General features: G+C 58.7%; 14 protein-coding genes. 3 read left to right on the top strand and 11 right to left on the bottom strand.

Annotated features, from left to right (window positions below; genetic code table 11):
- Positions 1-439: 439 nt before the first annotated feature.
- The 3 genes from MWC30_RS15545 to MWC30_RS15555 all read right to left on the bottom strand — a co-directional run bounded on the left by MWC30_RS15545 (position 440) and on the right by MWC30_RS15555 (position 8,399).
- A complete protein-coding gene (locus MWC30_RS15545) occupies positions 440-1,861 on the bottom strand; it encodes a cytochrome-c peroxidase (protein ID WP_244085112.1) in 1,422 nt (473 codons plus the stop codon).
- Positions 1,862-2,081: 220 nt separating this feature from the next.
- Positions 2,082-6,911, bottom strand: coding sequence for a multicopper oxidase domain-containing protein (locus MWC30_RS15550; RefSeq protein WP_244085113.1), 4,830 nt, complete (start codon positions 6,909-6,911; stop codon positions 2,082-2,084).
- Positions 6,912-8,021: 1,110 nt separating this feature from the next.
- Entirely contained in the window at positions 8,022-8,399 is a 378-nt protein-coding gene (locus tag MWC30_RS15555) for a response regulator (RefSeq protein WP_244085114.1), read from the bottom strand.
- 508 nt (positions 8,400-8,907) lie between these two features.
- On the opposite strand from MWC30_RS15555, the gene MWC30_RS15560 reads away from it, so the two are divergent.
- From MWC30_RS15560 to MWC30_RS15570, 3 genes are all read left to right on the top strand, one after another.
- A complete protein-coding gene (locus MWC30_RS15560) occupies positions 8,908-12,519 on the top strand; it encodes a PAS domain S-box protein (protein ID WP_244085115.1) in 3,612 nt (1,203 codons plus the stop codon).
- A gap of 314 nt (positions 12,520-12,833) precedes the next feature.
- On the top strand, positions 12,834-13,640 hold the full coding sequence (locus tag MWC30_RS15565; protein WP_244085116.1) for an RluA family pseudouridine synthase: 807 nt from the start codon (positions 12,834-12,836) through the stop codon (positions 13,638-13,640).
- Between the two features lie 150 nt (positions 13,641-13,790).
- A complete protein-coding gene (locus MWC30_RS15570) occupies positions 13,791-14,381 on the top strand; it encodes a helix-hairpin-helix domain-containing protein (RefSeq protein WP_244085117.1) in 591 nt (196 codons plus the stop codon).
- A 197-nt stretch (positions 14,382-14,578) separates the two neighbouring features.
- Here MWC30_RS15570 and MWC30_RS15575 read toward each other — a convergent pair whose 3' ends face one another.
- From MWC30_RS15575 to MWC30_RS15610, 8 genes are all read right to left on the bottom strand, one after another.
- Positions 14,579-15,214 carry a cation-translocating P-type ATPase C-terminal domain-containing protein gene (locus MWC30_RS15575; RefSeq protein ID WP_244085118.1) on the bottom strand — a complete coding sequence of 212 codons (636 nt, stop codon included), beginning with the start codon at positions 15,212-15,214 and terminating at the stop codon, positions 14,579-14,581.
- Positions 15,211-15,744, bottom strand: coding sequence for a phosphatidylglycerophosphatase A (locus MWC30_RS15580; protein ID WP_244085119.1), 534 nt, complete (start codon positions 15,742-15,744; stop codon positions 15,211-15,213). Before MWC30_RS15580 ends, MWC30_RS15575 begins: the two co-directional genes overlap by 4 nt.
- A gap of 9 nt (positions 15,745-15,753) precedes the next feature.
- Positions 15,754-17,070 carry a hemolysin family protein gene (locus MWC30_RS15585; RefSeq protein WP_368860868.1) on the bottom strand — a complete coding sequence of 439 codons (1,317 nt, stop codon included), beginning with the start codon at positions 17,068-17,070 and terminating at the stop codon, positions 15,754-15,756.
- Positions 17,057-18,373 (bottom strand): hemolysin family protein, encoded by a 1,317-nt coding sequence (locus MWC30_RS15590; RefSeq protein WP_244085121.1) that lies wholly within the window; start codon positions 18,371-18,373, stop codon positions 17,057-17,059. Before MWC30_RS15590 ends, MWC30_RS15585 begins: the two co-directional genes overlap by 14 nt.
- A 367-nt stretch (positions 18,374-18,740) precedes the next feature.
- Positions 18,741-19,022 carry a ferredoxin family protein gene (locus tag MWC30_RS15595; protein ID WP_244085122.1) on the bottom strand — a complete coding sequence of 94 codons (282 nt, stop codon included), beginning with the start codon at positions 19,020-19,022 and terminating at the stop codon, positions 18,741-18,743.
- Complete coding sequence (locus MWC30_RS15600) at positions 19,019-20,323, bottom strand: FAD-dependent oxidoreductase (RefSeq protein WP_244085123.1); 1,305 nt, start codon at positions 20,321-20,323, stop codon at positions 19,019-19,021. Before MWC30_RS15600 ends, MWC30_RS15595 begins: the two co-directional genes overlap by 4 nt.
- A 170-nt stretch (positions 20,324-20,493) precedes the next feature.
- Positions 20,494-21,777, bottom strand: a complete 1,284-nt coding sequence (locus tag MWC30_RS15605; protein ID WP_244085124.1) for an electron transfer flavoprotein subunit alpha — start codon at positions 21,775-21,777, stop codon at positions 20,494-20,496.
- 6 nt (positions 21,778-21,783) lie between these two features.
- On the bottom strand, positions 21,784-22,620 hold the full coding sequence (locus tag MWC30_RS15610) for an electron transfer flavoprotein subunit beta/FixA family protein (protein ID WP_244085125.1): 837 nt from the start codon (positions 22,618-22,620) through the stop codon (positions 21,784-21,786).
- Positions 22,621-22,667 lie beyond the last annotated feature (47 nt).

Here is a 22,667-nt window from a genome sequence, read left to right on the forward strand (position 1 = left end):
ATTACATTTTGGTGTTTCCTTAGGTGACTCCTGTGATTAGAGCCCTGTCGAAAGAACCACATAGCAGAATTTGTGCCATCTCGAACAAGAATTGAGAAAAGCCAAAATATATATTTAATTACAATACCTTATTAAAAGCACTGAATCTGTTTTGCGATCGCTGCGGGATGCCTTGGGAAGGAAATTTGAGCATATTGTAAAATACCATCTTCAGCCATTCATGCTTCAACGGTCTTTTAGTATATATTTCAATTAATTAATCCATTCAGAATACTTGGCAATATTCTCAAGGGATTCTCACAAGACCTTACCATAAAAACCCCCCTCAATCCCCCTTTGGCAAAGGGGGGCCAGGGGGGATTTCATAATAGGGGGTTAAAGATGCATCTTCATGGCCGTTAGCTGGTTTGGTGCAGGTTTCCCCCTTCATAGCGGATTGTCATTTCTGAAAATACCCGTCCGACAGCGTCTTCAAAAAAGCGACAATGTAGTCCACCTGCATTCGGGGGAACATGTTCAGCTGGGTGCGGTTCTGGTCCACTTCGGGCGGCGGAAACATGTCGGCCATGCCTTCGCAGCCACTGCCACTCATGCCGTCACAACCATCCATGCCACCCATACCACCCATGCCACCGCAAGTGCCGCTGGCCATACAGTCCATCGCGGCGCGCCAGTGGTAGAAGAAGACGATATCCTCCAGGGACTTGAAGTAACCGTTGTGACCGTATGCCTTGACAATGCACCCTACATTTTCGGGCTCCGCTTCACAGGAGAGCTTGGCCACATTGCGCAGGGTGGGCACCTTCTGCTTCCCGAGCTCTGATTTGTAGGGCAAGTCGGCTTTCATCAGAAAGCCGCCCAAGCCGTAGTCGATCCAGTCGGCGCCGTCGGGATTCCAGGCGGGGGGCATGGAGTAGAAGGGGTTTTGCGGATTCTTGGGGACACCCAGGTTGTCGTAACCGAAATCGGTGAAGAGCGGATAGCTGCCCGGCTTCGCGTTGAGCGTGTGGCAGGAGGCGCAATTGGCGCGCGTCGCGTCGGTGAAGACAGCCAAACCGATGAGCTCTTCATCACTCAAGCCCAAATTACGGTAGTTGGTCCAGCGGTTTGGCCACCTGCCCATCCCACCGCCGCCCATACCCGGCATACCGCAGCCCATACCATTCCCAGGGCACTGGATTTTAGTCACATCCTTGCCGGCTGCCTTGGCATTCTCCCAAAACTTGTCGAACTTGGAAGTAAAAGGATTGACTTCCGGGCTCCGCTCGTAGGCCGCCACGGAGCGGGCGATTTTCTCGTAGACGCCTTCCGTATCCTTGGCGCAATTCAGAGATCCGGCCCCCCACACCTGCTCGAAGAGCCCGGCATAGCCCGAGTTCTTGACCTTGACACAGAGGACCTGCGCATTGGCGATGCCCTGCTCCAGGGGGTTCAGGAAGGGTCCCTGCGCCTGTTCGGCCAGTGGGTCGCCCAGTCTCTCACCGGTGGCACGACCGTCCCAGAACATGCCGCCGAACCATCCGTCAGCGGTCTGATGGAGGACGGGACTATCGCCGGCATAGGCCGAGCTGGGCGGCTTGCGATTGCCGAAACGATGCGGCAGGGCGCCCTGGTAAACGGCCCCCCCCGCATTCACCGCCGCATCCGGCCCGGTCCAACCGGCTTCCGGCGCATGGCAGGCGGCACAGGACTGAGTGCCGTTGATCGAAAGGCCCTCGTCGAAGAAGATCAGTTTCCCCAATGCAGCCATATCCTCGGTGACCGCAACCGGACCCTTGGGCAGCGCGAAAGATCGAGCTGCAAGCCCGCTTAGACTGAATACCAGGGCCAGCGCCAGGATGATGCAACTTGGCCTTCTCATGTGTTCCCTCCTTTGAGTTCAATGCGCGAGTCAGCCGGATCGCCTTTTCCCGAATTTCCCCCATGATCTTCCCCATTCACGATCCGGAAGAGTGAACGTCTGTCCACGCAATGGAGTTGGGGCGCCTCCGCTCTGTCGTTGAAAGCGTGAGATTGAAGAAGCTCGATTGAAAAATCGGGGAGGGATTGCTCCCTCCCCGGTTGAGAAGTGGGTTAAAAGTTTACGGGTTGGTGAGGATCGGGAACGGCGTGGCGTTAACATAGACGGACGAGATGATCGCGCCGTTGTTCGCCCGGATCCGGTAGTAGTAGTTTGTGCTGCGACTCAGGCCGGTCTGCGTGAGCGTTGTCGTGTTGGCTGCAACGGTCACGGTGTTGAGCCCGGTTGTGAAGGCCGCGTCGGTCGCCCGCTGGATCGTGAAGCCGGTCTCGTTGTTGGAGTTGTCCGCCCACGTCAAGATCACGGTGCGGTTGTTGCCGTTGCCATTGGGACCGTTGGCCGCACTGAAGCTGCTCGGGGCGGCCGGTAGGGCCGGTACGATCAGGTTGGCCGACGTCACATAGGCCGACTGACCGGCAACATTCACCGCAGCCACCCGGTAGATGTAGCTGTTGCCTGGCACTATTGTGGTGTCGACGTAAGTCACGGAGCCGGTGTTGTTGCGAGCGGGTGCTGTTGCGATCTGGGCGAATGCCCCACCATTGGTGGCGCGCTGGATCACAAAACCGCTCTCATTCGTGGCGTTGTCCGTCCAAGTCAGGCTGACTTGCGGGCCCCCTTGGAGGACCGACGTCAGACCGGTAGGAGCGGCCGGCGGGCTCCCCACGACTGTCGATGCAGGTGCAGACTGGGCGGTGAGACTCATGAACTGTCCACCATAGCCGACAGTGTTCTGGGCGATGACCCGGTAAAGATATGCCGTATTCGCATTGTACCTGGAGGCATCGGTCAGGGTGCGAGTACCCCCGGCCGTGTTCGGCACGTCAAGAGGCGACAGCACCGTCCCCACAGCGCTCCAGGTAGTGCCATCCGTCGTACGCTGCACGAGGAAAGACGTCTCCGTAATGGAGTTGTCCTTCCAGGTCAGCACCACCTGCCTGTTGTTGCCGTTCCCCGTGAGCGTGTAGTTAAGCCCGTCCGGTGCCTTAGGCGGAAGAGCCGCCGATACTGGACGCATCATGTCCATCTCCTCATGGCTCAAGATGTGGCAGTGCCAAACATACTCCCAGCCGAAGTTGACCAGCTGGTTGATGATCGGGTTAGTCGGATTGCCATTGGCGTCGATATTGTTAAAGCCAAGGGTCGAGCCGATCGGCATCATTGGGTTCAGCTCTCGGATGCTGTTGGGCAGCTCGAAGGGGAGTGCGGGGATAATCGGCCTGAGGGCCACGATGGTATCCTCCAGCGGGCTCACCCGAATGGTATCCTTCCAGCCGAGCTCCGTGGCATCCGGCGGGATGATGATGTTATCCCACGTTACACGGTTGAGCAGCTGCACGTCGTACAGATGCCAGTGGATGGGATGCGTGTCCACACCGTTGTGAGTGATCTTCCAGATCTGCGACCCGTCGTCCCCGGTGGCGATGGGGGTCATCTTCACACCGAGATTGTTCAGGTCAAGCTTGGGCAGATTCGTGGCGTCTATGAGCTCCGTCGGCGGGTTCACGTACGGGTACAGAATGACATTCTGCAGGGCCGGTGTGGCCGGAACCGCCTCAAGGCCGATATTGGCCGTCATACGCCCGAATTCGTCGAAAGCCGAGGCATTCATCTCGTCGTGGAGGGCCTTGGGCTGCAGCGGGATCGTCATTCTGCTGTTGGGGGCCTTCAGCGTATTAAACCCAAACAGGTCTCCGCCCTGGTCTGAGATCCGAGCGAATCCATCACAGGGAGGGGGGGAGGTGCTGCCGTCATTGCACCAGCTGCTGGCAGCGAAGTTGGTGCCGTATGCCGAGTTGTACGCAGCCTGCCCGACAATGATTGGGTTCTGACTGGATTCAAATACGCCCGAACCGTCGGCCTTGTGCCTGAACGCATTCTGGAGCGCGGTCAAGTTGAAGGATGTCGGCGTTCCGGTCCCGTCCACCTTCACCTGCATAATGGTGCGGGTGTTGGGGCCGTAACCCGGAAGAATGGTCGGTGCGCCGACGGGATAAAGGTCCGGTGCCCCCGTGTAGTAGTCGTAGCTTGCAACCCGGGCGGGGAAGGCTGCGGGCGCGTCGTTGTAGAGGATCAGGGTCATGCCCTTATACTGCGAGAAGTCAACGATCACGTCGGCCCGCTCGGCTGGCGCCAGGAGCAGCGAGTGCTGGTCCACGTTCCCCACGTCAAACCGGGTCGGGTCGATGATCCAGGTGATCGGCTGGTTGGGAACCACCACCGGAGCCGGGAGGAACCCGCCCTCGGTACCGATCTGGATCCAGCTCGGCCCGGCAGGACTGTTGATGGTGTCCGGCGTGGGGAAGATGTTCGGATCCAGTTGGGCAGCCGCCAACTCGGTGGGATTGAGTGCGACTTCGCTGTCAGTTCCCGTCCTCGGGTCGGCCACATACCACTGGAGGTTCCAGAAGCGATCGTTTGCCGCGTTCAGGATGCGCAGGCGATAAGGCTTGGGTTGGACTGTGGTGGTCGGATACGCCGTCCCGTTCACTACTGGCGTATCGTTGAACTGCTCCATCCCGACGGAAATGTTCGGTGTGCCGGGGATTAGAGCCGGTTCGCAGAACGGGTCGGTCTGGTACTGCCAGGTGGCTGGGTTATCCAGACTACAAGGTACCGCCAGCGGAGCTGTGAAACCCGTTGCCGGATCCATGTTGTAGTAAGGATTGGCAATGGGCCCGTGCGGCGGGGTGGCCGGCGGCCAGAACCATGGCCCATACATCCAGCGCCCGAAAGCGCTCATACCCGAAGGGTCGCCCGGATTTTGCGCCGGCATGTAGACGTGATGGTACCAGAAGTCGCCCTCGCTCCCCCAACGCGTGTAATCCCAGGTCGGATCCTGCTCCGCCAACTGCGTAAGGCTCGGAACGAAGGTCCGGTCCTGGATGATCAGCGGGATCTGATCGGCCGGGATGATCCCACTGGACACCAGCTTCTGTTCGGTCGGATCGGAAATCAGGTAGCCGGCGGCTTCACCCACGTAAACGCCCAAGCGGGTGATACCCCAGGCATGATCGTGGTAAAACAACAGCCGCGCACTCTGCTGGTTGGTGTAGTAGAACGTCATGCAACCATCATTATTGGCCGAACAGTTGGGTACGCCAGAAACATTGGCCATGTCAGGGACGTTCCCCACGCTAACCCCCTCTGGCCAAGGGGTGTCTTCGTTGGCCGGCGTGATCCACTGGTGCGGTGTTCCGTCGCTGATCCAGGGGGTGATGCCGCCGTGGAGGTGCAACGTCGCCCGGTTGTCCTTGAAGCAACTGGGGTCACTCGGCGTGTCGGTGCACATGGGGTTGCGCACCATGTCCATGACGCTGCCCTGGTCAGCCGGGTCCGCCATGCCCATGGGACCCATGCCCGATCCCATAATCGTGGAGTCTTTAGGCAGGAAGAGATCCCCGCCGCTGTCTTTGGGCAGGAGGTTGTAGAAGACGATCCTGACCGGTCTGTCCTTCGCGGCCGCGATGATGGGCCCCAGGTAGTGCGGGTTGTCGACCGCAACTGCAGGTGTGATGCCATCCGGCATCAAGGTGGGAGTGGCCCCCCCGCCTGGCAAGGCCGTCTGTAGCTCGACGTGTTTGCTCCAGGACAAGTTGGCGGGGGTCTCGAGCTGCACGTACTCGCGCAGCAGGGTCCCTGTCGCCGGCAGAGAAGAACTCATCCGTTCCCGCGTTTGGACGAGCGCGATGACGTAGTAGTCGGCACCAGGGAACGTCGTGGTGTCAGGCACAGCGAGAGGGACATACTGGCCCAGGTTGTTCTTCGCCGCAACGCAACTGCCAGCGACCAATGGGTCGGCGACCGATGGGTCACACAACATCGGCAGCCCATCCTGGAACTTCTTCACGCCGCCCGCAGTGAGGTAGCCCGAGCCAGGCGCCGTCAGGGTGATCGCGGTGACGGCACCAACGTCTGTGACGGCTGTGGCCGAGGCCCCCGCACCCGAGCCGCTCGAGTCGGTGATGGCCACCGTCGGGGAGGAAGTGTAACCGGCACCGAAGGTATTCAGCACAACTGTCTGGACTGTCAGTGTGGCCGTGGCCGTAGCGCCGGTCCCGCCGGCGACCGGGTCGAAAATGGTGCCGTTACGGATCACGACGCTGGGTGCAGACGAATAGCCGGAGCCAGGGCTGTCCACCACAACATCAGTGATTGTCACCGTATCGCCCGGAACTGTGGGCTTGCAGTCGGGGTAAGGATCAGCGCACACGGTGTGTGCTGTGGCGACAACGCCATTCGGATCGTTGGGAAGATCGAAATCGACGGTCGGCATCGTGTAGCCAGCGCCGGGGTTGGTGAGCGTGACCGCGTCGACGCCTCCATACACTGTCGCCGTGGCGTCCGTGGTGGCACCACCGCCGGTGATGCTGACCTGCGGCGCGGTGTATCCGGAGCCGCCGGGATCAACGTTGATGGCGGTGACTACACCCGACGTACTGACTACAGCATCCGCAGTGGCTCCAGTGCCCGCACCAGTGATAGCGACTGTTGCACCCGTATAGCCGCTGCCCGGGTTGGTAATGGTGATACCGGTCACGGCACCGTTTGCTCCCACCGTGGCCGTAGCCGTAGCGTCCTTACCGTCGCCACCGATGGTCACTTTCACATCGGGCAGCGTGAGCGAGCTAAGTGCCCAGTTGGGGAAAGGTCCGAAATAATGCGGGACCTTTGTTTCATCCACTGGCGACATCGGCATGCTAGGCATAGGGGCCTGCAGAAGAATGGCCTGGGCCGCCTGTTTCAGAGCGGCCTTCTTGCCGGACTTGGTGAGGATCGGTTTCTTCGGATTATTGCTTTGCGCTGCGAGGCCTAGAGCTAACCCCAAGCCAAGCACCATCACCGCGGTGAGCATCAGGCTCATCCATCTCGGGTATTTGCGTCTATTCATGGTCGTTCTCCTTGCATAAGTTTATTTCAGTCCACCGCTGTCACTTCGCTTCATACCTCTGTTCTTCACCTCCTGTTCCTGGACCAGGTACAAATTCACAATTCACACGACAAAGCAGCCGATACAGTGGTCGTCAGCGGGCCTCCCCCGGAATCCAGAGTAAGGACCGGGTGCCGACCTTCGCTGGGCTGTTCCAGACACCTTTTCTGTGAGACTGCACCAATGAGTTTGGGACTTATCCACCGGTACCGCCGCGTGCAGGCCGATGTAACATGGAGAAAAAGCTGTTTTGCGTTCCCACACTGGGGCAATCGACGACGTTGTCTTTAAATGAAAGCCCAAAAGCGAGACCGTGAAAAATCGAAGATTCATCGTCCACAACAAGAATCCGAGCCACGATCTGCCCTTATTCCCTTCGTTTGCTCCACGAACGTTCAGGCCCGTCACATCGTGAAGAGCTTTGAGCAGAAGATGTGCCAACCCGGGCAGAAGGCAAAAAACCTGAATAGATTATGCAATTTCAATATCTTATAGAATTAAACAACATCCGGTTCGGGATGGGCCTAAGGCCTCTTCGGGAGGGCATTTGAGAATATTGTAAAATCGCCTTTTCAGCAGATGCCTCTAAAATTTTTTTCGTATATATTTTAATGAATTATAATTTATTAGAGACTTGACAATATTCTCATGAAATTCTCACAAGCTATTTGGGTGGGAAGCGATCTCTCACGAACGCTCATCAGCAGGGCGCACGAAGCGGGAGGGAGCGGCACGGTTGGAAGACCGCACCAGGCAGGTCCCTGCATATTCGCGAAAGAACTCCACAGTATTCCGGTATATTTCGGGAAGCGTTCCCAATGGATTGGAGGGACATTGTGTTGAACTTTTTCCGAAAGTGACCTGCACGGAGGGATCGGCTACACGGATCACTTCCTTTCTTTGGCTCCCGCACGGGCAGTTCAAGGGGCAGCATGGAAATCCCCCTCAATCCCCCTTTGATAAAGGGGGAGGAATTTCCATCGCGGCTGGAAGCCGCTCCTACAGGAGCATCAACAGGTCAGGATCTCATCCGCTTGGAGTATAAGCTGAAATTATTGCTGCCGAGGCGCTTCAGGTCTCCGCCAGTGCGCGTCGCTGCATACCGCGAGCAATGGCGTCTTTTATGGAGTGAATATGAAAAGGCTTTTCAAAATAATCGTCGACTCCGAGCTTTCGTGCCTCGCTGGCAGTCTCTCTCGAACACTGAGCCGTTATGACAATGGAAATGAGCTGGGGGTTGCCTGCTTTGAGGGTGCGAAGCACATCGAAGCCGTGCATGTCAGGGAGACAAAGATCCACGATGAGAACATCATACTTCTCCTGGCGGCCTTTCCTGATGGCGGATTCCCCTGTATCGGCACATTCCACCATGTTCTCCCGGGAGGAAAGTCCGAGGGCAAGTCCGTGAAGAATTGACAGCTCATCGTCTACCAGAAGAATTCGATTCATGCTCAGCCTTTGCACACATGGTATGACGCCTGAAAGAGGTGATCCGCTGCGTGCTTCCTCAAATTGGCAAAAGGTGTGCCGACATGGACAATGCCTGGAGCCTACTGAATAAAATAAATAAGTTAGACTCTATGAGATTGAACAGAGGGCTTTGCTCAGAACCCTGTGAAGGAATTGTTTGGATGGAAAATTGAGAATATTACAAAATGGAAAATTCACTCAGTTTGTCTAAATAAAGTATTTCCAATATATTTCAACCCATTAGCGCTATCTCAGGCAGTTGACAATATTCTCAAAGGATTCTCACGCAAGGTTTGGGAGAGGAGGGGCCTGGGAGACGCGCGTTCCGCAAGCTTCGAAGCAGGAGTGCCTACCGTCTCCATTCCACATTGATGCTTGAAACCAACCGCCAACTCCATCATAATTTGCAGGGCAATTCCTTAAAGGATTTTTCGTCCCCCCTGCGATGAAATCAACGATGCCCCGGCACAAGGAAATGGAGATATCGATGGGCACGCCCGAACGAACGGAGGTAGACATCCGGAGGCATACTCCGGCTTTTCAGCCGGAGAGCCCAACGGCCTCCCGGCTGGATCGTTTCGCCTGGGTTCCCATTCCCTTCTTCTGCCTGGCTATCGCCACACTGGCTTTGATGCGCCTCGAAGCAGCCTGGAATCCCCCACACCTGCTTGCAGTTTTGAACATCCTATTTCTGGCATGCGTCTCGCTTTTTGTCTCCATTCTGGCGGCAAGGGGGTACCTCGCCGGGCAGTCCAGGGCGGTCCTGTTTTTGGGCGGTGGCACTCTGGCGCTTGGGCTGGCGAGCGCTCTGGCGGGCGCTCCCCTCGCCGAGCTCACGCCCAACAGCAGAATAGCAATCTACAATCTCGGGGCATGCCTGGCAGGGATTTGCCACCTGGTCAGCGCAGTCCGGAATTTTTATGTAGATGGACACAAATCACGCCCGAACATTCCTCTGGCAGTTGCGCTCTATCTCACCGTGATCACAATTATTCTGATTACAGCGATTGCGGTCCACGAAAACTGGCTTCCGATCTTCTTCATCGACGGCCAGGGCCCGACCTTCCTGGATCTCTTCATCCTTTGGACCACGGCGGGTCTGTTCTCGCTCTCGGCCATCCTGCTGAGGATCAGCCACGGAAGAAACAAGGTGGAGTTCCACCGCTGGTATGGCCTGGGATTGGGCCTGATTGCCGTCGGTATGGTGGGTGTCTCCCTCCAGACGAGATTTGGGAGTCTCCTGAACTGGGTGAGTCGTTCGGCCCAATACATGGGCGGCATCTACATGCTGGTCGCCATCCTCACATCGGTCAGACGGACGGGAAGCTGGATGCTGCCTTTGGATCAGGCGCTGCAGGAAAGCGAGGGGCGCTACAAAAGCCTGGTGGAGCTCTCTCCCGATGCCATCCTGGTACATTCTGAAGGCAAATACGTCTTCGCCAATCCAGCCGCTGTGAAATTGTTCGGTGCCTGCTCTACGGTGGAAATCGTCGGGAGGGACGTCATGGACTTTGTCCCCCATGACCAGCGTCAGTATGTCACGGAACGAATCGCAGAAATCTACGGCGGCGCGGTAACGCTGTTGGAGGAAGCGGCAGTCCTCCGACTGGATGGCCAGCCGGTTGAGGTCGAGGTCACGGGCTCGCGGATCGAATTCAGAGGAAAAGCTGCCATCCAGATTACCCTGCGCGATATCACCACCCGCAAGCAGGCTGAACGAACCCTGCGAGACAGCGAGGGCCGGTTTCGACTGCTCTCGGAAACAGCCGGGCGCCTGCTGGAAACGGACGATCCCCAGCATCTCGTCAACGAGCTCTGCAGGGAAGTGATGGAATACCTGGACTGTCATGCCTTTTTCAATTTCCTGGTGCACGAGCAATCGGGCAGGCTCCACCTCAACGCCTATGCCGGAATTCCCGAAGAAGAGGCCCGAAAAATCGAGTGGCTCGACTACGGCGTGGCCGTCTGCGGCTGTGCCGCCCGCGACGGCACACGCATTGTGGCCGATGATATTTTCAATTGCCCCGATCCCCGCACCGAGCTGGTCAAATCCTACGGCATCCAAGCCTATGCCTGCCATCCGCTGATGGCCCAGAGTCGGGTCCTGGGCACACTCTCCTTCGGTACCCGGACACGCCCCCACTTTTCGCAGCAGGACCTGGCCCTCATGAAGACAGTGGCCGACCAGGTCGCTACGGCCATGGAGCGGATACAGCTGATAAAGGCCCTGCAAGATTCCGGCGAACAGTTGGAAAGGCGGGTGGCGGAGCGCACCCGTGCCCTGCAGGAAGCCAATGAGGCCATCAGCGATCTCTATGAGAACGCCCCCTGCGGCTACCATTCCCTGGGACCGGACGGGACCGTGCTGCAGATCAACAATACCGAGCTGCGGTGGCTTGGATACACGCGGGAGGAGATCGTCGGGAAAAGGAAATGGAGCGACCTGCTTTCGCCGGCCAGCCAGGTGACCTTTCAGAAAAGCTTCCCGGCTTTCTTAAAACAGGGCAAAATCAGGGAGGTGGAATACGAACTGGTTCGTAAAGACGGGACCCTTCTCCCCGTTCTGCTGAGTGCGACGGCGCTCGTTGACGATGAAGGCCGCTACAGCAGGAGCCGCAGCACCATATTCGACATCACGGAGCGCAAACGCGCGGAGAACATTCTCAAACGGTATGAATTGCTCTCCAGGCACACCCGGGAAATGATCCTTTTCATCTCTCAGGACGGTCGCATCCTGGAGGCGAACGATGCAGCCTGCACCGGCTACGGGTATGACCGGGACACCCTGCTGTCCATGCAGATTTATGACCTGAGGGCGCCCGCAACCAGGGATCAGATTCCGAGTCAAATGGAGAAAGCTTTCCACGAGGGAGCACTCTTCGAGACCGAGCACATGACAAAGGACGGCACGGTCTTTCCCGTGGAAGTGAGCTCCCGCGGTGTCGCCGTTGGAGGCGAAAGGATCCTCTTGACCATCGTAAGGGACATCAGCGAACGCAAGGAGGCGCAGGAAAACCTCAAAAAAGCCCACTCTATGCTGCAGATGGTGTTCGACGGCATTTCAGATCCTCTCCTGATGATGGATGCGGAATCGGTCGTGATAATAGTCAACCAGGCGGCCTGCCGGTATTTTCATATCGGACGGACGGAAGACGCCATCGGGAAGAAATGCTCTGAACTGGCCCATGGAAAATGTGAAACCTGCCGTGACTGCCCCTTGAGCCAGGTTGTTTTCGATGGAAATCCAAAGAGCTTTGAACGGAAGGGGCTCTTCGATCCCGAGCGCACCGAACAAATCACGGTCTATCCCGTCGAGGACATCACCGGTGGAGCCTCCAGCTTTGTCATGCGCATTGGCGATATCACCGAAAACAAGAACATGGAGAAGCATTTGACCCGGGCGGACCGGCTCTCGTCCCTGGGGCAGCTTTCGGGAGGGATCGCCCATGAAATCCGAAACCCCCTGGCGGGAATCAACCTCTTCATCGACGTGCTCTGCGATGAGGAAAAATTCACCCGCACGGCCCAGGAGCAGGAGATCCTCAATGAGATCAAGGCCAATATCAAGAGGATCGACGGGATCATCAAGAGAGTCCTGGACTTCTCCAGGTTGTCGGACACAACGGCACAGAGCCGCCTCAACACGGACCTGCTCCTCGCCGACAGCTTGAAGCTCTGGCAGTCGCGCATGACCAAACAGAATGTACAATTGGATGTGTCAGTCGAGGAAAGGCTCGCAGACGTGCTCGGAGACCCTATCGAAATCCAGCAGGTCCTGACCAACCTGATTCAAAACGCCATCGAAGCCATGGAAAAGGGCGGATCGCTCAACATCAGCATTCGAAACGGGGTGCTCTCCATGGACAAAAAACGCCCGGCGGTAATAACGACCGTTCAAGATTCGGGCCCGGGCATTCCCCTGGAGGTGCAAAAGCACATTTTCAATCCGTTTTTCACCACGAAGCATACCGGGACGGGGCTGGGGCTCGCCATCTCACATCGCATCGTGTCCAGCCATGGGGGACTCATCCATTTCGAAAGCACACCAGGGGCCGGAACCGTCTTCACGGTCGAACTGCCCGCCGCGGCGGAGGCTTGACAGCCATCCCGGCGAGCTCCGACTGATCTTCAGCCAGGGCGCGCTCATATCGAAATAAGTTCAAACGGCTGGATAAAAGCAGGGAACGATTCTCGATTTTGAGTCAGGATTTCGTCGGGACGCGGGTTGAGAATATTGTCAAATATCTTCTCCAGGGGCAGGTGTTATAAAACACTTTTCTTATGGATTTTAGAATGTTATCTTTTAAAAGAACATATAACAATATTCTCAAGGGATTCTCACTGAAGATCGCGATAAATCACGAAAGCGTCCGAGCTCTGTCTGCCTTCAGCACACCTCCAACGGAAATGACTATGAAAAACGAAGCCATCGTAACGGCCATCGCACACAAGAGCATCCGGATTCCTGTGCTGGCATTGGGAAAGGGGTGGCTGGCGGTGGACAAGCCACCGGGAATGACTGTCCACAATGAAGCGGGCCGGGACCTTTGTTCCATTGCCTCGGCTTTCATCCATGAAGAGTCCGCACTTCAAGGGCAAATCGCCATGGACCCCGGTTTTGGCCTCCATCCCGTGCATCGCCTGGACCGGGAAACGAGCGGTATCCTGCTGCTGGCCGCCAAGCGGGAAGTGTTCCGCTTTTTTTCCAAGCAGTTTGAATGCCGTCGCGCCCGAAAGCATTACCTCGCTCTTTTGCATGGCCGGCTGGAGATGGAAGGCAACGAAGAGAGTGGAACCTGGGGCTGGCCCCTCGCCAAGACCGCCGGCGGACGTCACGACCCCCAGGGCGCCGAACCACGGCAGGCCAGCCGCACCCGTTACCGGGTCCTGGGACACAGCGCCCACTACACCCTCGTGGAAATCGAGCTGCTTTCCGGCCGCACCCATCAAATCCGGCGCCACGCCAAACTCTCGGGGCACCCCGTCGTGGGGGACTCACGTTACGGATCCAAGCGGGCCATCAGTTACCTCAGACAAACGCATGGGTTCGATCGCCTCGCTCTGCATGCCCACAGACTCACCCTGCGTCTGCCGGACAGGCAGAAGCCGAAAGTCCTGGAAACCCATGCCCTTCCAGCTCCCATACGGGACTTGTTCGTGAATGACTCCAGGTACGCTTCTCAGAATGATACAGCCGGTTCCCTTTGTTGCTCCACGTAGGAGCGGCATCCTGCCGCGACATGGAAGAGCAATGCTCCTGTCGCGGCAGGATGCCGCTCCTACGGAGGCCTGGATCAATCTTTCCGCTCACACATTATCGAATCCAACGGGCACAGAAAGTCTGGACCTCACTACCCCATGGACAAACAGATGATCGCCCCCTTAGACCGAAGCCTCTTCCGTGCCATTGCCCTGGTAGCGGCTGTTTGCCTCGCTATCCTCTTCGTGCGCTGGTCGAAGACCTCGAGGGCACCCGCCCCGCCTTCCCCCATGCCCGTTATCGTCGAAATCCTGGGGGACGTGCAGAAGCCGGGTGTTCACTTCCTGGAGCCGACAGATCTCCCAACCGCCCTGACCGTGCGGCACGCGGTAGAAGCCGCAGGCGGGTTAACCAGAAACCCGTCGGCCGGCATGCCCCCTGGTTTTGACAAACAGGCGGTGCAGAGCGGGCAGAGGATACGCGTCACCCACCGGGACCCCGTGGGCTTGCCCGAGATCGAGCTGGAGCTCATGGACGCCGCAGCCCGGTTGACGCTGGGATTGAAGTTGAATCCCAACGAGGCCTCGGTGGAAGAGCTGTGCCTGATCCCGCAAATGAAGCCTGAAATTGCATCCCAAATCGTCGCGCGCCGCGCGAAGAAGCCCTGGCGGGAGCTCCAGGATCTGCAGGAAATTACCGGTGTAGGCCCCAGGACCCTGGAGAAGTGGAAGGAATATTTGGAAGTCGTGCCGCAGAGATGAAAAACCGATGGTGCATGAAATGCACCCTACTGAGCTGGAAGTCATGCGAGGGGATTGAAAACGAATAAGATCCAGAATTATTGGTGCTCCTGTAGGAGCGGCTTCCAGCCGCGACAAAAATAATCCATTGCAGAGAAAGTCGCGGCTGGAAGCCGCTCCTACAAAACTCAAGATTTTAAATGTTCGGAATATAACAGCTAATCACTATCGGCTGAACGCTTCCCCTCCTGCAATGACATGCGAAGCGACAGGCGCCACAACTCCCCCATCCAGAGCACCACGGATGTTGCGACGGTGATCTTCACCCAGTCCGCTGCTGCCAGGGGCACCGCCCGAAACAACGGTCCACCCCATTGCGTCACCCCTGCCTGGCCCAGGAACATGACAAACGTGATGAAAAGAAACATCCCGCTCTTCCGATGGCTGGAGAAGTTGGAATCCGCAGGTCCCCAGCAGCGGATGTTGAAGAGGTTCCACAGGTGAAGCATGGCAAAGATGGTGAAGAACCTGGAAAGATCGTAGTCGCCGATACCGCCCCTTTGCATGTTGTGAAGCAGCCAGGCCAGGAAAATCAGGTATAGAAATCCCGTCACAAAAAAGTGCTTCACCAGGGACAGGACCGTTGTTTGAACATGCGGGCGTGGGAGGTCGGCTGCCAGGGCCAGGACGCCCAAAGGAACCACGACCAGGTTCAGCCAAAGCATCTGCACGGCGGTGAGGGGGGATCTCACCCCCACGAAGGGCGCCAGGACCAGGAGGCCCAGGGCAACTCCATTGACGGTCACGGGGAAGAGAATGAGCTTTTGGGCGTTTTCGCGGAGCATTGTTTTCATGGGGGGAAAAGCCCGACCCAGAGCAGCCCATGGAGAGCCAGCGCGGCGTAAGCGCCGCTCACGAGGTCATCCAAAAGGATTCCCCAGCCGCTCTGCATGTTCCGATCGATCTGTCGCGCAGGGGGGACCTTGATGATGTCGAACAGGCGGAAGAGCAGAAATGCCGCGAGCATCAGCTGCCAGAGCGCCCCGTGGCGAAAGAGGATCGGGACGATCAAGTATCCCGCCACCTCGTCCAGGACAAAGCGGCCGGGATCCTTGCACTTCCAGTAGTCCACAGCCCAGGGCGCCAGGATGACGTTCAGGGCGGAAACCACGAGCAGGCACAGGACGAGCGCGGCCGTCTGCACACCTGCAGGGAGCAACACCACCACCAGGCCATGGAGGAGAACACCCAGCAGGGTTCCCCAGGTGCCGGGCGCCCCCGGCAGGAGCCCCAGGCCGAAGGCCGTGACAAGGGCCAGGCGGAGCCCCTGGGCAGGTCCCGCCGTGCGCACTTCAACCGTGTTGGACGCATTCCGCGGCATCATACAGAAAGCTCATTCCTTTTCGACGGGCTCCAGGGGGATGACGATGCATTCTTCCACTCCGTGTCCCCGCACCGAAGTCACTTCAAACCGGACATTGCCGTAGACCACCTGGTCGCCCACCCGGGGCTGCCGATCCAGGAGCATCAGGACCAGCCCGCTGACGGTATAGACCTCTTCATGCTCCAGGGGAATCTCCAGCCATTCGCCCACCTCGTCGATGCGAACGGTGCCCAGGACATGCAGCCGGCCCTCTCCGTCTTCATACATTTCCGCCAGCTCCGCCACACCCACGTTGATGTCCCCCACCACCTCTTCGAAAAGATTCTCGATGGTGATGAGCCCTGCCGTCCCCCCATATTCGTCCATGACCACGGCAAGGTGAGTGCGTCTCCGCCGCATGGCCGCCAGGACGGCATCGAGCTTGGAGGTTTCCGGCACATAGGGGACCGGACGCAGGTCATTCCGGGAGAGATGCCGGCCATGGAGCATGAGGCGCAGGAGGTCCTTGATGTGCACCATGCCGAGGATATGATCGAAATCGGCCTCGTAAACGGGATAACGGCTGTGGCGGCTGGTGCGGATGATCTCCCGCACTTCCTCCACCGGGGCATCGACCCGGATCCCCACCATCCTGACCCGGGGCACCATCACCTCCGCCGCCGTCAGCTCCCCAAATTCCAGGAGGTCCCGCAGCACCTCGCCGGCCCCGTTGCGCAGGAGTCCCCCCGCCTGGCTCTCTTCGACAATATACTGCAGCTCCTCCGTGGAAAGATAAAAGCCGGTGTTGACGGCACGTTCCACGCGCAGGAGTCGCAGCATCAGGTTGCCGATCCCGTTGAGGAGGATCACGAGGGGATACAGTCCCCGCTTGACCCAGAGCATGAGAGGGGAGATCCAGAGGACCGTCCCTTCGGGAAGTTGCAGGGCCAGGGATTTGGGCACCATCTCCCCCAACACGATATGGAAGTAGGTCAAAAAAGTCAGGGCCAGCACACTGGACAAGGCATGAACCGCCAGCCAGTGGGGCAGGGGAAGGCTTTCCGTGACCTGGCTGATCCAGCGAGCAAGCACATGCTCTCCATACATGCCGAGGCCCAGGCTGGCAAAAGTGATGCCGATCTGAGCCGTGGCGATGTAGCGGTCCAAAAGGGCGGGATCGTGCAGAATGCGGCTGACTCTTCGCGCGATGCGATTCCCCTGGACCGCCCGCCGCTCGATGGAGGCCCTCGGAGCTCCCACAATGGCAAACTCCGCAGCCACGAAAAAGGCGTTCAGCAAAATCAGGAAAACAATGATGAAGGCGGAAATCAGGTCATCCACCGACATCCTCCACGGGCGGCTGGACCGGCCTGGCGAGAATGGACACAACGGCGTGATGTGCCACCTTCTCGATTTCCACCTCTACTCCCTCGATGGTCACCTTCTGCCCTGGAGCGGGCACGGCCCCCAGGACCTCCATCACCAGTCCGCTGATGGTATCGCTCTCTCCCTCCCAGAGCACACCGAGCCACGGCGATGCCACATCCAGCCGCATGAGTCCGGGTAGTCGCACCCTCCCGTCAGGGAGTCGCTCGGGCTGGGGGTGGTCCCTCTTGAATTCGTCGGCAACCTCACCGAGCATCTCCGACAGAACGTCTTCCAGGGTCACAAGCCCTTCCGTTCCCCCGAATTCATCCACCACCATGGCCTGATGGCTGCGTCGCTGCCGCAGCAGGTTGAGCAGAGAATCCGCCGTCACGTTTTCGGGGACACTCATGACGGGACGCATGACTTCGGTGATGGAGCCGATGGCCCCCTTTTCGATGTAGCGGATCACCACCTCCTTCACATGGACAATGCCGATGACATTGTCCACCGACCCCCGGTAGACGGGCAAATGGCTGTATGGGCTGTCCGCAATCCGGCGCAGGATCTCTTCCAGGGGAGCCTCCACATCGATGGCCGACATGTACCGCCTGGAAACCATCAACTGGTGAGCCGGGCGCTTGCCCAGGTGGAGGGCTCGCTGCAGGCGCAGGTGCTCATCGGCCTCCAACACCCCCCCATCCCGGCTTTCGGCGAGGAGCATCTCGATCTCTTCAGGGGAATGGATGTGCCGATGGCCTCCATAAGGGACACCCAGCATTTTGAGAATTTTCAGGGCGCTGCCGTTGAGCATGGCGATGAGGCCGGAAAAAACGGTCACGGACCAGCGCATGGGGAAGAGAGTAGAGAGGGCCGACTGGGTGGAATACTGGAGGGCGATGGACTTGGGAACCAGCTCCCCCAGAACGACCTGCAAAGCCGTCAGAACCATGAGTACCACCAGTGCGGAAACGGACTGCGCCGTCACATCCTGCAGCCCGCCCCACTCTATGAGCACACTCACCAGGGGAGCGGTCAGAGCCCTCTGACCGTAGGCACCCAGAACAAGGCTCGAGAGCGTGATGCCGATCTGGCACGCAGCAATGTAGCGGTCCAGCCTGTGAGGGTCCTCCAGCCAGGGCAGGAAAAGCGCCGCCGAGTAGCTCCCCTCCTCCGCCATCTGGCGGATGCGGCTTTTGCGCACCCCCACGGCGGCAAATTCTCCCGCCACGTAGAGGGCGTTGATGAGAATCAGCAGTAAGATAACGACGCAGGCCGTAAACATGGCTGCGCGACCTCCCCGTACTCAAGAATCGGCACGATATCCTCGTATCCTCAGGCGTATCCGAAATGGGTTGTCACGATGCAGAGCTATTCCTGCACTGATAGCACGACGGGAAATTCTCAGCAAGGATTACCCTTGGCTCCGCCAGGGCAATCGCACGAAATAGCCGGTGACATGAGGGAAAAAGCAATATACTCAAACGGATGAGATCCTGACTTATTGATGATCCTGTAGGAGCGGCTTCCAGCCGCGATAAAAATAGCCGCCTCCCAATAGAATCGCGGCTGGAAGCCGCTCCTACAAAAGTCAAGATCTTAACCGTTCATAATTTAAATGGGCTCCGACAAAGGAATGGATTGAAAACAGCTCATCCGAACTTGTGCCGGACGCCGTATCCCCCTTTGGGAAAACGCCATCCGATGTTGAAGTGAGGGCAGCCGATGCGGCAGGATCCGCATTCCAGGCATCCCTCATAGCCGATGCTGATGCGGTCCTTCTCCAGCTTGTACACCTGCGCGGGGCAGATATACAGGCAGGGCTGGTCCACACATTTCTCCATGCAGACACTGCCGTCCACCAGCCGCAGGTGAGATTCCTCATCCACGCGAAACCGATCGAGAAAAAGCTTGTCTTCAATCTTGACGCTCATCGCACACTCCTCCATGCTTCCCAGGCAAGCCGCAGCAATTGCATGAGGGGCATCCGGCTCCGGATGGCCTTCCAGATGGTGCCCTGCTTCGTTTTCTTGGGCACCCCGTTGACCGTAAGCATCTCCCTGGCAGCAAAGCCCGCCAGGCTTGGGAGCGATGAAAAGAGCTCCGGGTGATTTTCCATGAAGGCGGGAAAGCGCCGGTATTTTTTCAAATCCTGGAGCACATAGGATTCCTGAAGCCGCTCGACGTATCCGTTCAGCCCGCGTGCACTGCAATCTCCCCGGTTCAGAGCGTCCAGGATGGCTTCGGCAGCAAAACGCCCGGAAGTCATGGCAAGGTTGGAGCCTTCCCGATGGAGGGCATTGAAGAGCATGGCCGAATCTCCGGCCAGGAGGAAGCCGTCGCCGCAGAGTCGAGGCACAGTGTCGTAGCCTCCTTCGGGAAGCCAGTGGGCAAGGTATTCCTTAGACTTCCCTTCCCTGATGAGGGGAGCCACCAGGGGATGCTCCTTCAGCTCCTCCAGCATTTCATAGGGACGGGCTTTGTGTTTGGCAAAGTCGGCGAGGTTCGCCCCGATGCCCAGGGAAATGGAACGCCGATTCGTGTAGAGGAAAGCGACGCCGTTCATGCCCCGGGTGATTTCTCCCAGGATTTCCGTCGTGACGCCCTGTTCCGATTCCACATTGAAACGGGCATTGATGACTTCTTCGGGGAGCTCGATGAGCTCCTTCACGGCCAAGGCGACGTGCTCGGGTTTGGGCTCCGGGCGAAGCCCCGTCCTGCGGGCCAGGGGGGAGTTGATCCCATCGGCCAGAAGCACAACCTTTGCCGCCAATTCCCCCTGGGGACGGTCCACCCGGACCCCTGTCACCCTCCCCCTCCCGTCCCGGAGGAGGTCCGTGACCACCGTGGCGCAGACGACCAATGCACCTTTGGACCGGGCCTGCTCGGCAAACCACCGGTCGAATTTCGCCCGCCCAACGGTGAAGACATTTTGCTGCAGTTTGTCAGCGAAAGCCCTGTCCCGGTACGAAAGATTATAGCCGCCGTCCCTGGACAGGTACCAGAGGCGCGTCTCGAGGATGTACCGCTCCACGGGGCATTTCCGTTCCAGGTAGTCGGGCAGGACCTGGGCCAGGTCATGGCCGTAGAGCACCCCCCCGAACATATTCTTGGACCCGGGATATTCTCCCCGTTCAAAAACGATGGTCTTTACGCCCTTTTCCGCCAGAAGGCACGCCGCCGAAATCCCGGCCGGCCCTGCCCCGACGATGGCCACATCAAATGTTTCACTCATGCTGGAACCCCTTCGTCCGAAAAACGCTCAGAGCGCTCGCTGCAAAGGAACCGTCAGGCATGTTGACTCAACCCACTTTCGTCATTCCGGCGAAAGCCGGAATCCAGGAAAATAAAGGCTTTTTGGACCCCGGTTTTCACCGGGGTGACGACAAGTCAACGATATTGCCGTCAGGCATCGGCCGCACCGGCCCGGCCCATGCGGACTTTCAACTGCCGGATCAACTCCGGCACGACCTCCGCATAGTTTCCCACAATCCCCACGTCCGCCACACGGAAGATGGGTGCTTTGGGATCGGCATTGATGGCGACTATTTTTTCGGCTCCCTGGATGGCCACCAGGTGCTGGATGGCCCCGGAAACACCGATGGCGATGTAGAGCTTCGGCGCAACGGTTTTTCCCGTCTGGCCCACCTGCCGTTCGTAGGGCATGAGGCCGGCTTCCACCACCGGGCGGGAACAGGCAAGGGTCCCTCCCACCAACTGGGCCAGCTCCTCCATCAACTGGAAGGCCGCGGGATCGCAGGCGCCTCTCCCCGCCACCACCAGGGCCGACGACCGAACAATGTCCACTGCCCCCGCCACGGCGGCATCGCGGATGAATTCCACCACGACGGGCAGCTCTCCTTCGGGGGGCGTCCATGGGTGATGCCGGATTTCGCCGGTTCTGCCGGGATCGCGCTCGGGTATTTTCATGACCATGGGCCGGACCGTGCTCATCTGGGGCCGACGCTTTTCGCAGAATATGGTGGCCATGATGTTGCCGCCGAAGGTCGGCCGGGTCATGAGGAGGAGCCGCGTCTTTTCCTCGACGGCGAGCCCCGTGCAATCGGCGGTAAGGCCCGTCTGGAGGCGTGTGGCGACGATTCCCGCCAGGTCCCGCCCGAGGTGCGTGGCCCCGATGAGGAGGATTTCCGGCCGGAGCGACTGGCACAAATCCGAGAGCGCTTTACCGTAGACCCCCGAAAGGTAATGTTCGAAGATGGGAGCATCGATGACATGGACTTCGTCGCAGCCATAGGCCAGGGCATCCTTTGCGACGGATTCCACACCGTGCCCCATCAGAAAGCCCATGACCCTGGTCTTGAGAGCACCCGCCAATTCGCACCCTTTGCCGACCAGTTCCCAGGAGACCTGGGCGCCGGCGCCGTCCGCCACTTCGATGAAGACCGCAACCCCTTCGAATCCGGCAGGCCCGGGTACCTCTTCCCCGCTCAGGCCTCGCTCTTCTTCGGTGAGCCGTTTCTTCTTCTTTTTTTCGAAACGCACAGCATCCACCGGGCAGCTCTCGAAGCACTTGCCGCACCCGATGCAGGCCTCGGGATCCACCTCTGCCACGCCCTCGGCATTCAACTCGATGGCGCCCACGGGGCATTCGCCGATGCAGATCTGGCATGCGATGCACTTGTCCGAAATGATTTCGGCGACTTCAATTCCTTTGGAGTTCCTGGCCATGGGGTCTCACGCCTCCCATTTTTTCAAGAGCTTCGATAAGAACCCTTTTTCATCCATGAGGACGTCCAGGCATTGTGAAACGGCCTTTTCCACCCCCTCCCCGGCATCGAACTTCGGTCCCCCTTCGCGGGCGGGAGGCGAAGAGATGGCCCTGACCCAGGTGGGGGAGCCCTTGATCCCCAGAAGCTCGGGGGATGCATCCATGGCCTGAGCATCCCACACCGTCACCGGCTCACGCAGAGACGCGATGAGAGACGGGAGCGGCGCTCGCCGCGGCTCAGCCAGTTCCAGCTCCACAGTCAGCAATGCCGGCAGCGGTCCCCGGATGATTTCGACTCCGCCCGCCACACGCCGCTTCACCTGGACCTGCCCGTTTTCCAGGTCGAGGTCGTCCACCGCCACGACATAGGTGAACTGGGTCAACCCCAGCCGTGTGGCAATACCGGGTCCCGTCTGGGCCGTATCGCCGTCGATGGCCTGCTTTCCGCAAAGCACCAGGTCCACTGGGAGCTCACGCCCCAGCTTCTCTATGGCCTTGCTCAACGTGTAGCTCGTCGCCAGCGTATCGGCGCCGGCGAAGGCCCGATCGGAAAGGAGAACCACCGCATCGGCCCCCAGGGAAAAGGCTTCACGCAGGGACACCTCACCTTGAGGCGGCCCCATGCAGATGGCCGTGACTGTGCCGCCGTAGCGCTCCCTCAGGCGCACCGCCTCCTCCAGGGCCACCATGTCGTAAGGATTGGAAATGGATTCGACTCCGGCTCGGACGAGTGTATTGGTTTCAGGATCGATCTTGACTTCGGCGGTATCCGGAACCTGTTTGATACAGCAGACTGAATGCATTCCTCCGTCCTCGATGTGATGGTATAAATAAGCGGCCATTTCTTTGC

Origin of the sequence: Desulforhabdus sp. TSK, assembly GCF_022836495.1 — a bacterium.
GTDB lineage: Bacteria > Desulfobacterota > Syntrophobacteria > Syntrophobacterales > Syntrophobacteraceae > Desulforhabdus.

Coding starts and splice junctions, on each gene's coding strand:
- MWC30_RS15550 (WP_244085113.1), bottom strand. CDS start 6,911: ATGAATAGACGCAAATACCCGAGATGGATGAGCCTGATGCTCACCGCG.
- MWC30_RS15580 (WP_244085119.1), bottom strand. CDS start 15,744: ATGATGCCGCGGAATGCGTCCAACACGGTTGAAGTGCGCACGGCGGGA.
- MWC30_RS15610 (WP_244085125.1), bottom strand. CDS start 22,620: ATGCATTCAGTCTGCTGTATCAAACAGGTTCCGGATACCGCCGAAGTC.
- MWC30_RS15555 (WP_244085114.1), bottom strand. CDS start 8,399: ATGAATCGAATTCTTCTGGTAGACGATGAGCTGTCAATTCTTCACGGA.
- MWC30_RS15595 (WP_244085122.1), bottom strand. CDS start 19,022: ATGAGCGTCAAGATTGAAGACAAGCTTTTTCTCGATCGGTTTCGCGTG.
- MWC30_RS15585 (WP_368860868.1), bottom strand. CDS start 17,070: ATGTCGGTGGATGACCTGATTTCCGCCTTCATCATTGTTTTCCTGATT.
- MWC30_RS15600 (WP_244085123.1), bottom strand. CDS start 20,323: ATGAGTGAAACATTTGATGTGGCCATCGTCGGGGCAGGGCCGGCCGGG.
- MWC30_RS15560 (WP_244085115.1), top strand. CDS start 8,908: ATGGGCACGCCCGAACGAACGGAGGTAGACATCCGGAGGCATACTCCG.
- MWC30_RS15565 (WP_244085116.1), top strand. CDS start 12,834: ATGAAAAACGAAGCCATCGTAACGGCCATCGCACACAAGAGCATCCGG.
- MWC30_RS15545 (WP_244085112.1), bottom strand. CDS start 1,861: ATGAGAAGGCCAAGTTGCATCATCCTGGCGCTGGCCCTGGTATTCAGT.
- MWC30_RS15575 (WP_244085118.1), bottom strand. CDS start 15,214: ATGAAAACAATGCTCCGCGAAAACGCCCAAAAGCTCATTCTCTTCCCC.
- MWC30_RS15590 (WP_244085121.1), bottom strand. CDS start 18,373: ATGTTTACGGCCTGCGTCGTTATCTTACTGCTGATTCTCATCAACGCC.
- MWC30_RS15570 (WP_244085117.1), top strand. CDS start 13,791: ATGATCGCCCCCTTAGACCGAAGCCTCTTCCGTGCCATTGCCCTGGTA.
- MWC30_RS15605 (WP_244085124.1), bottom strand. CDS start 21,777: ATGGCCAGGAACTCCAAAGGAATTGAAGTCGCCGAAATCATTTCGGAC.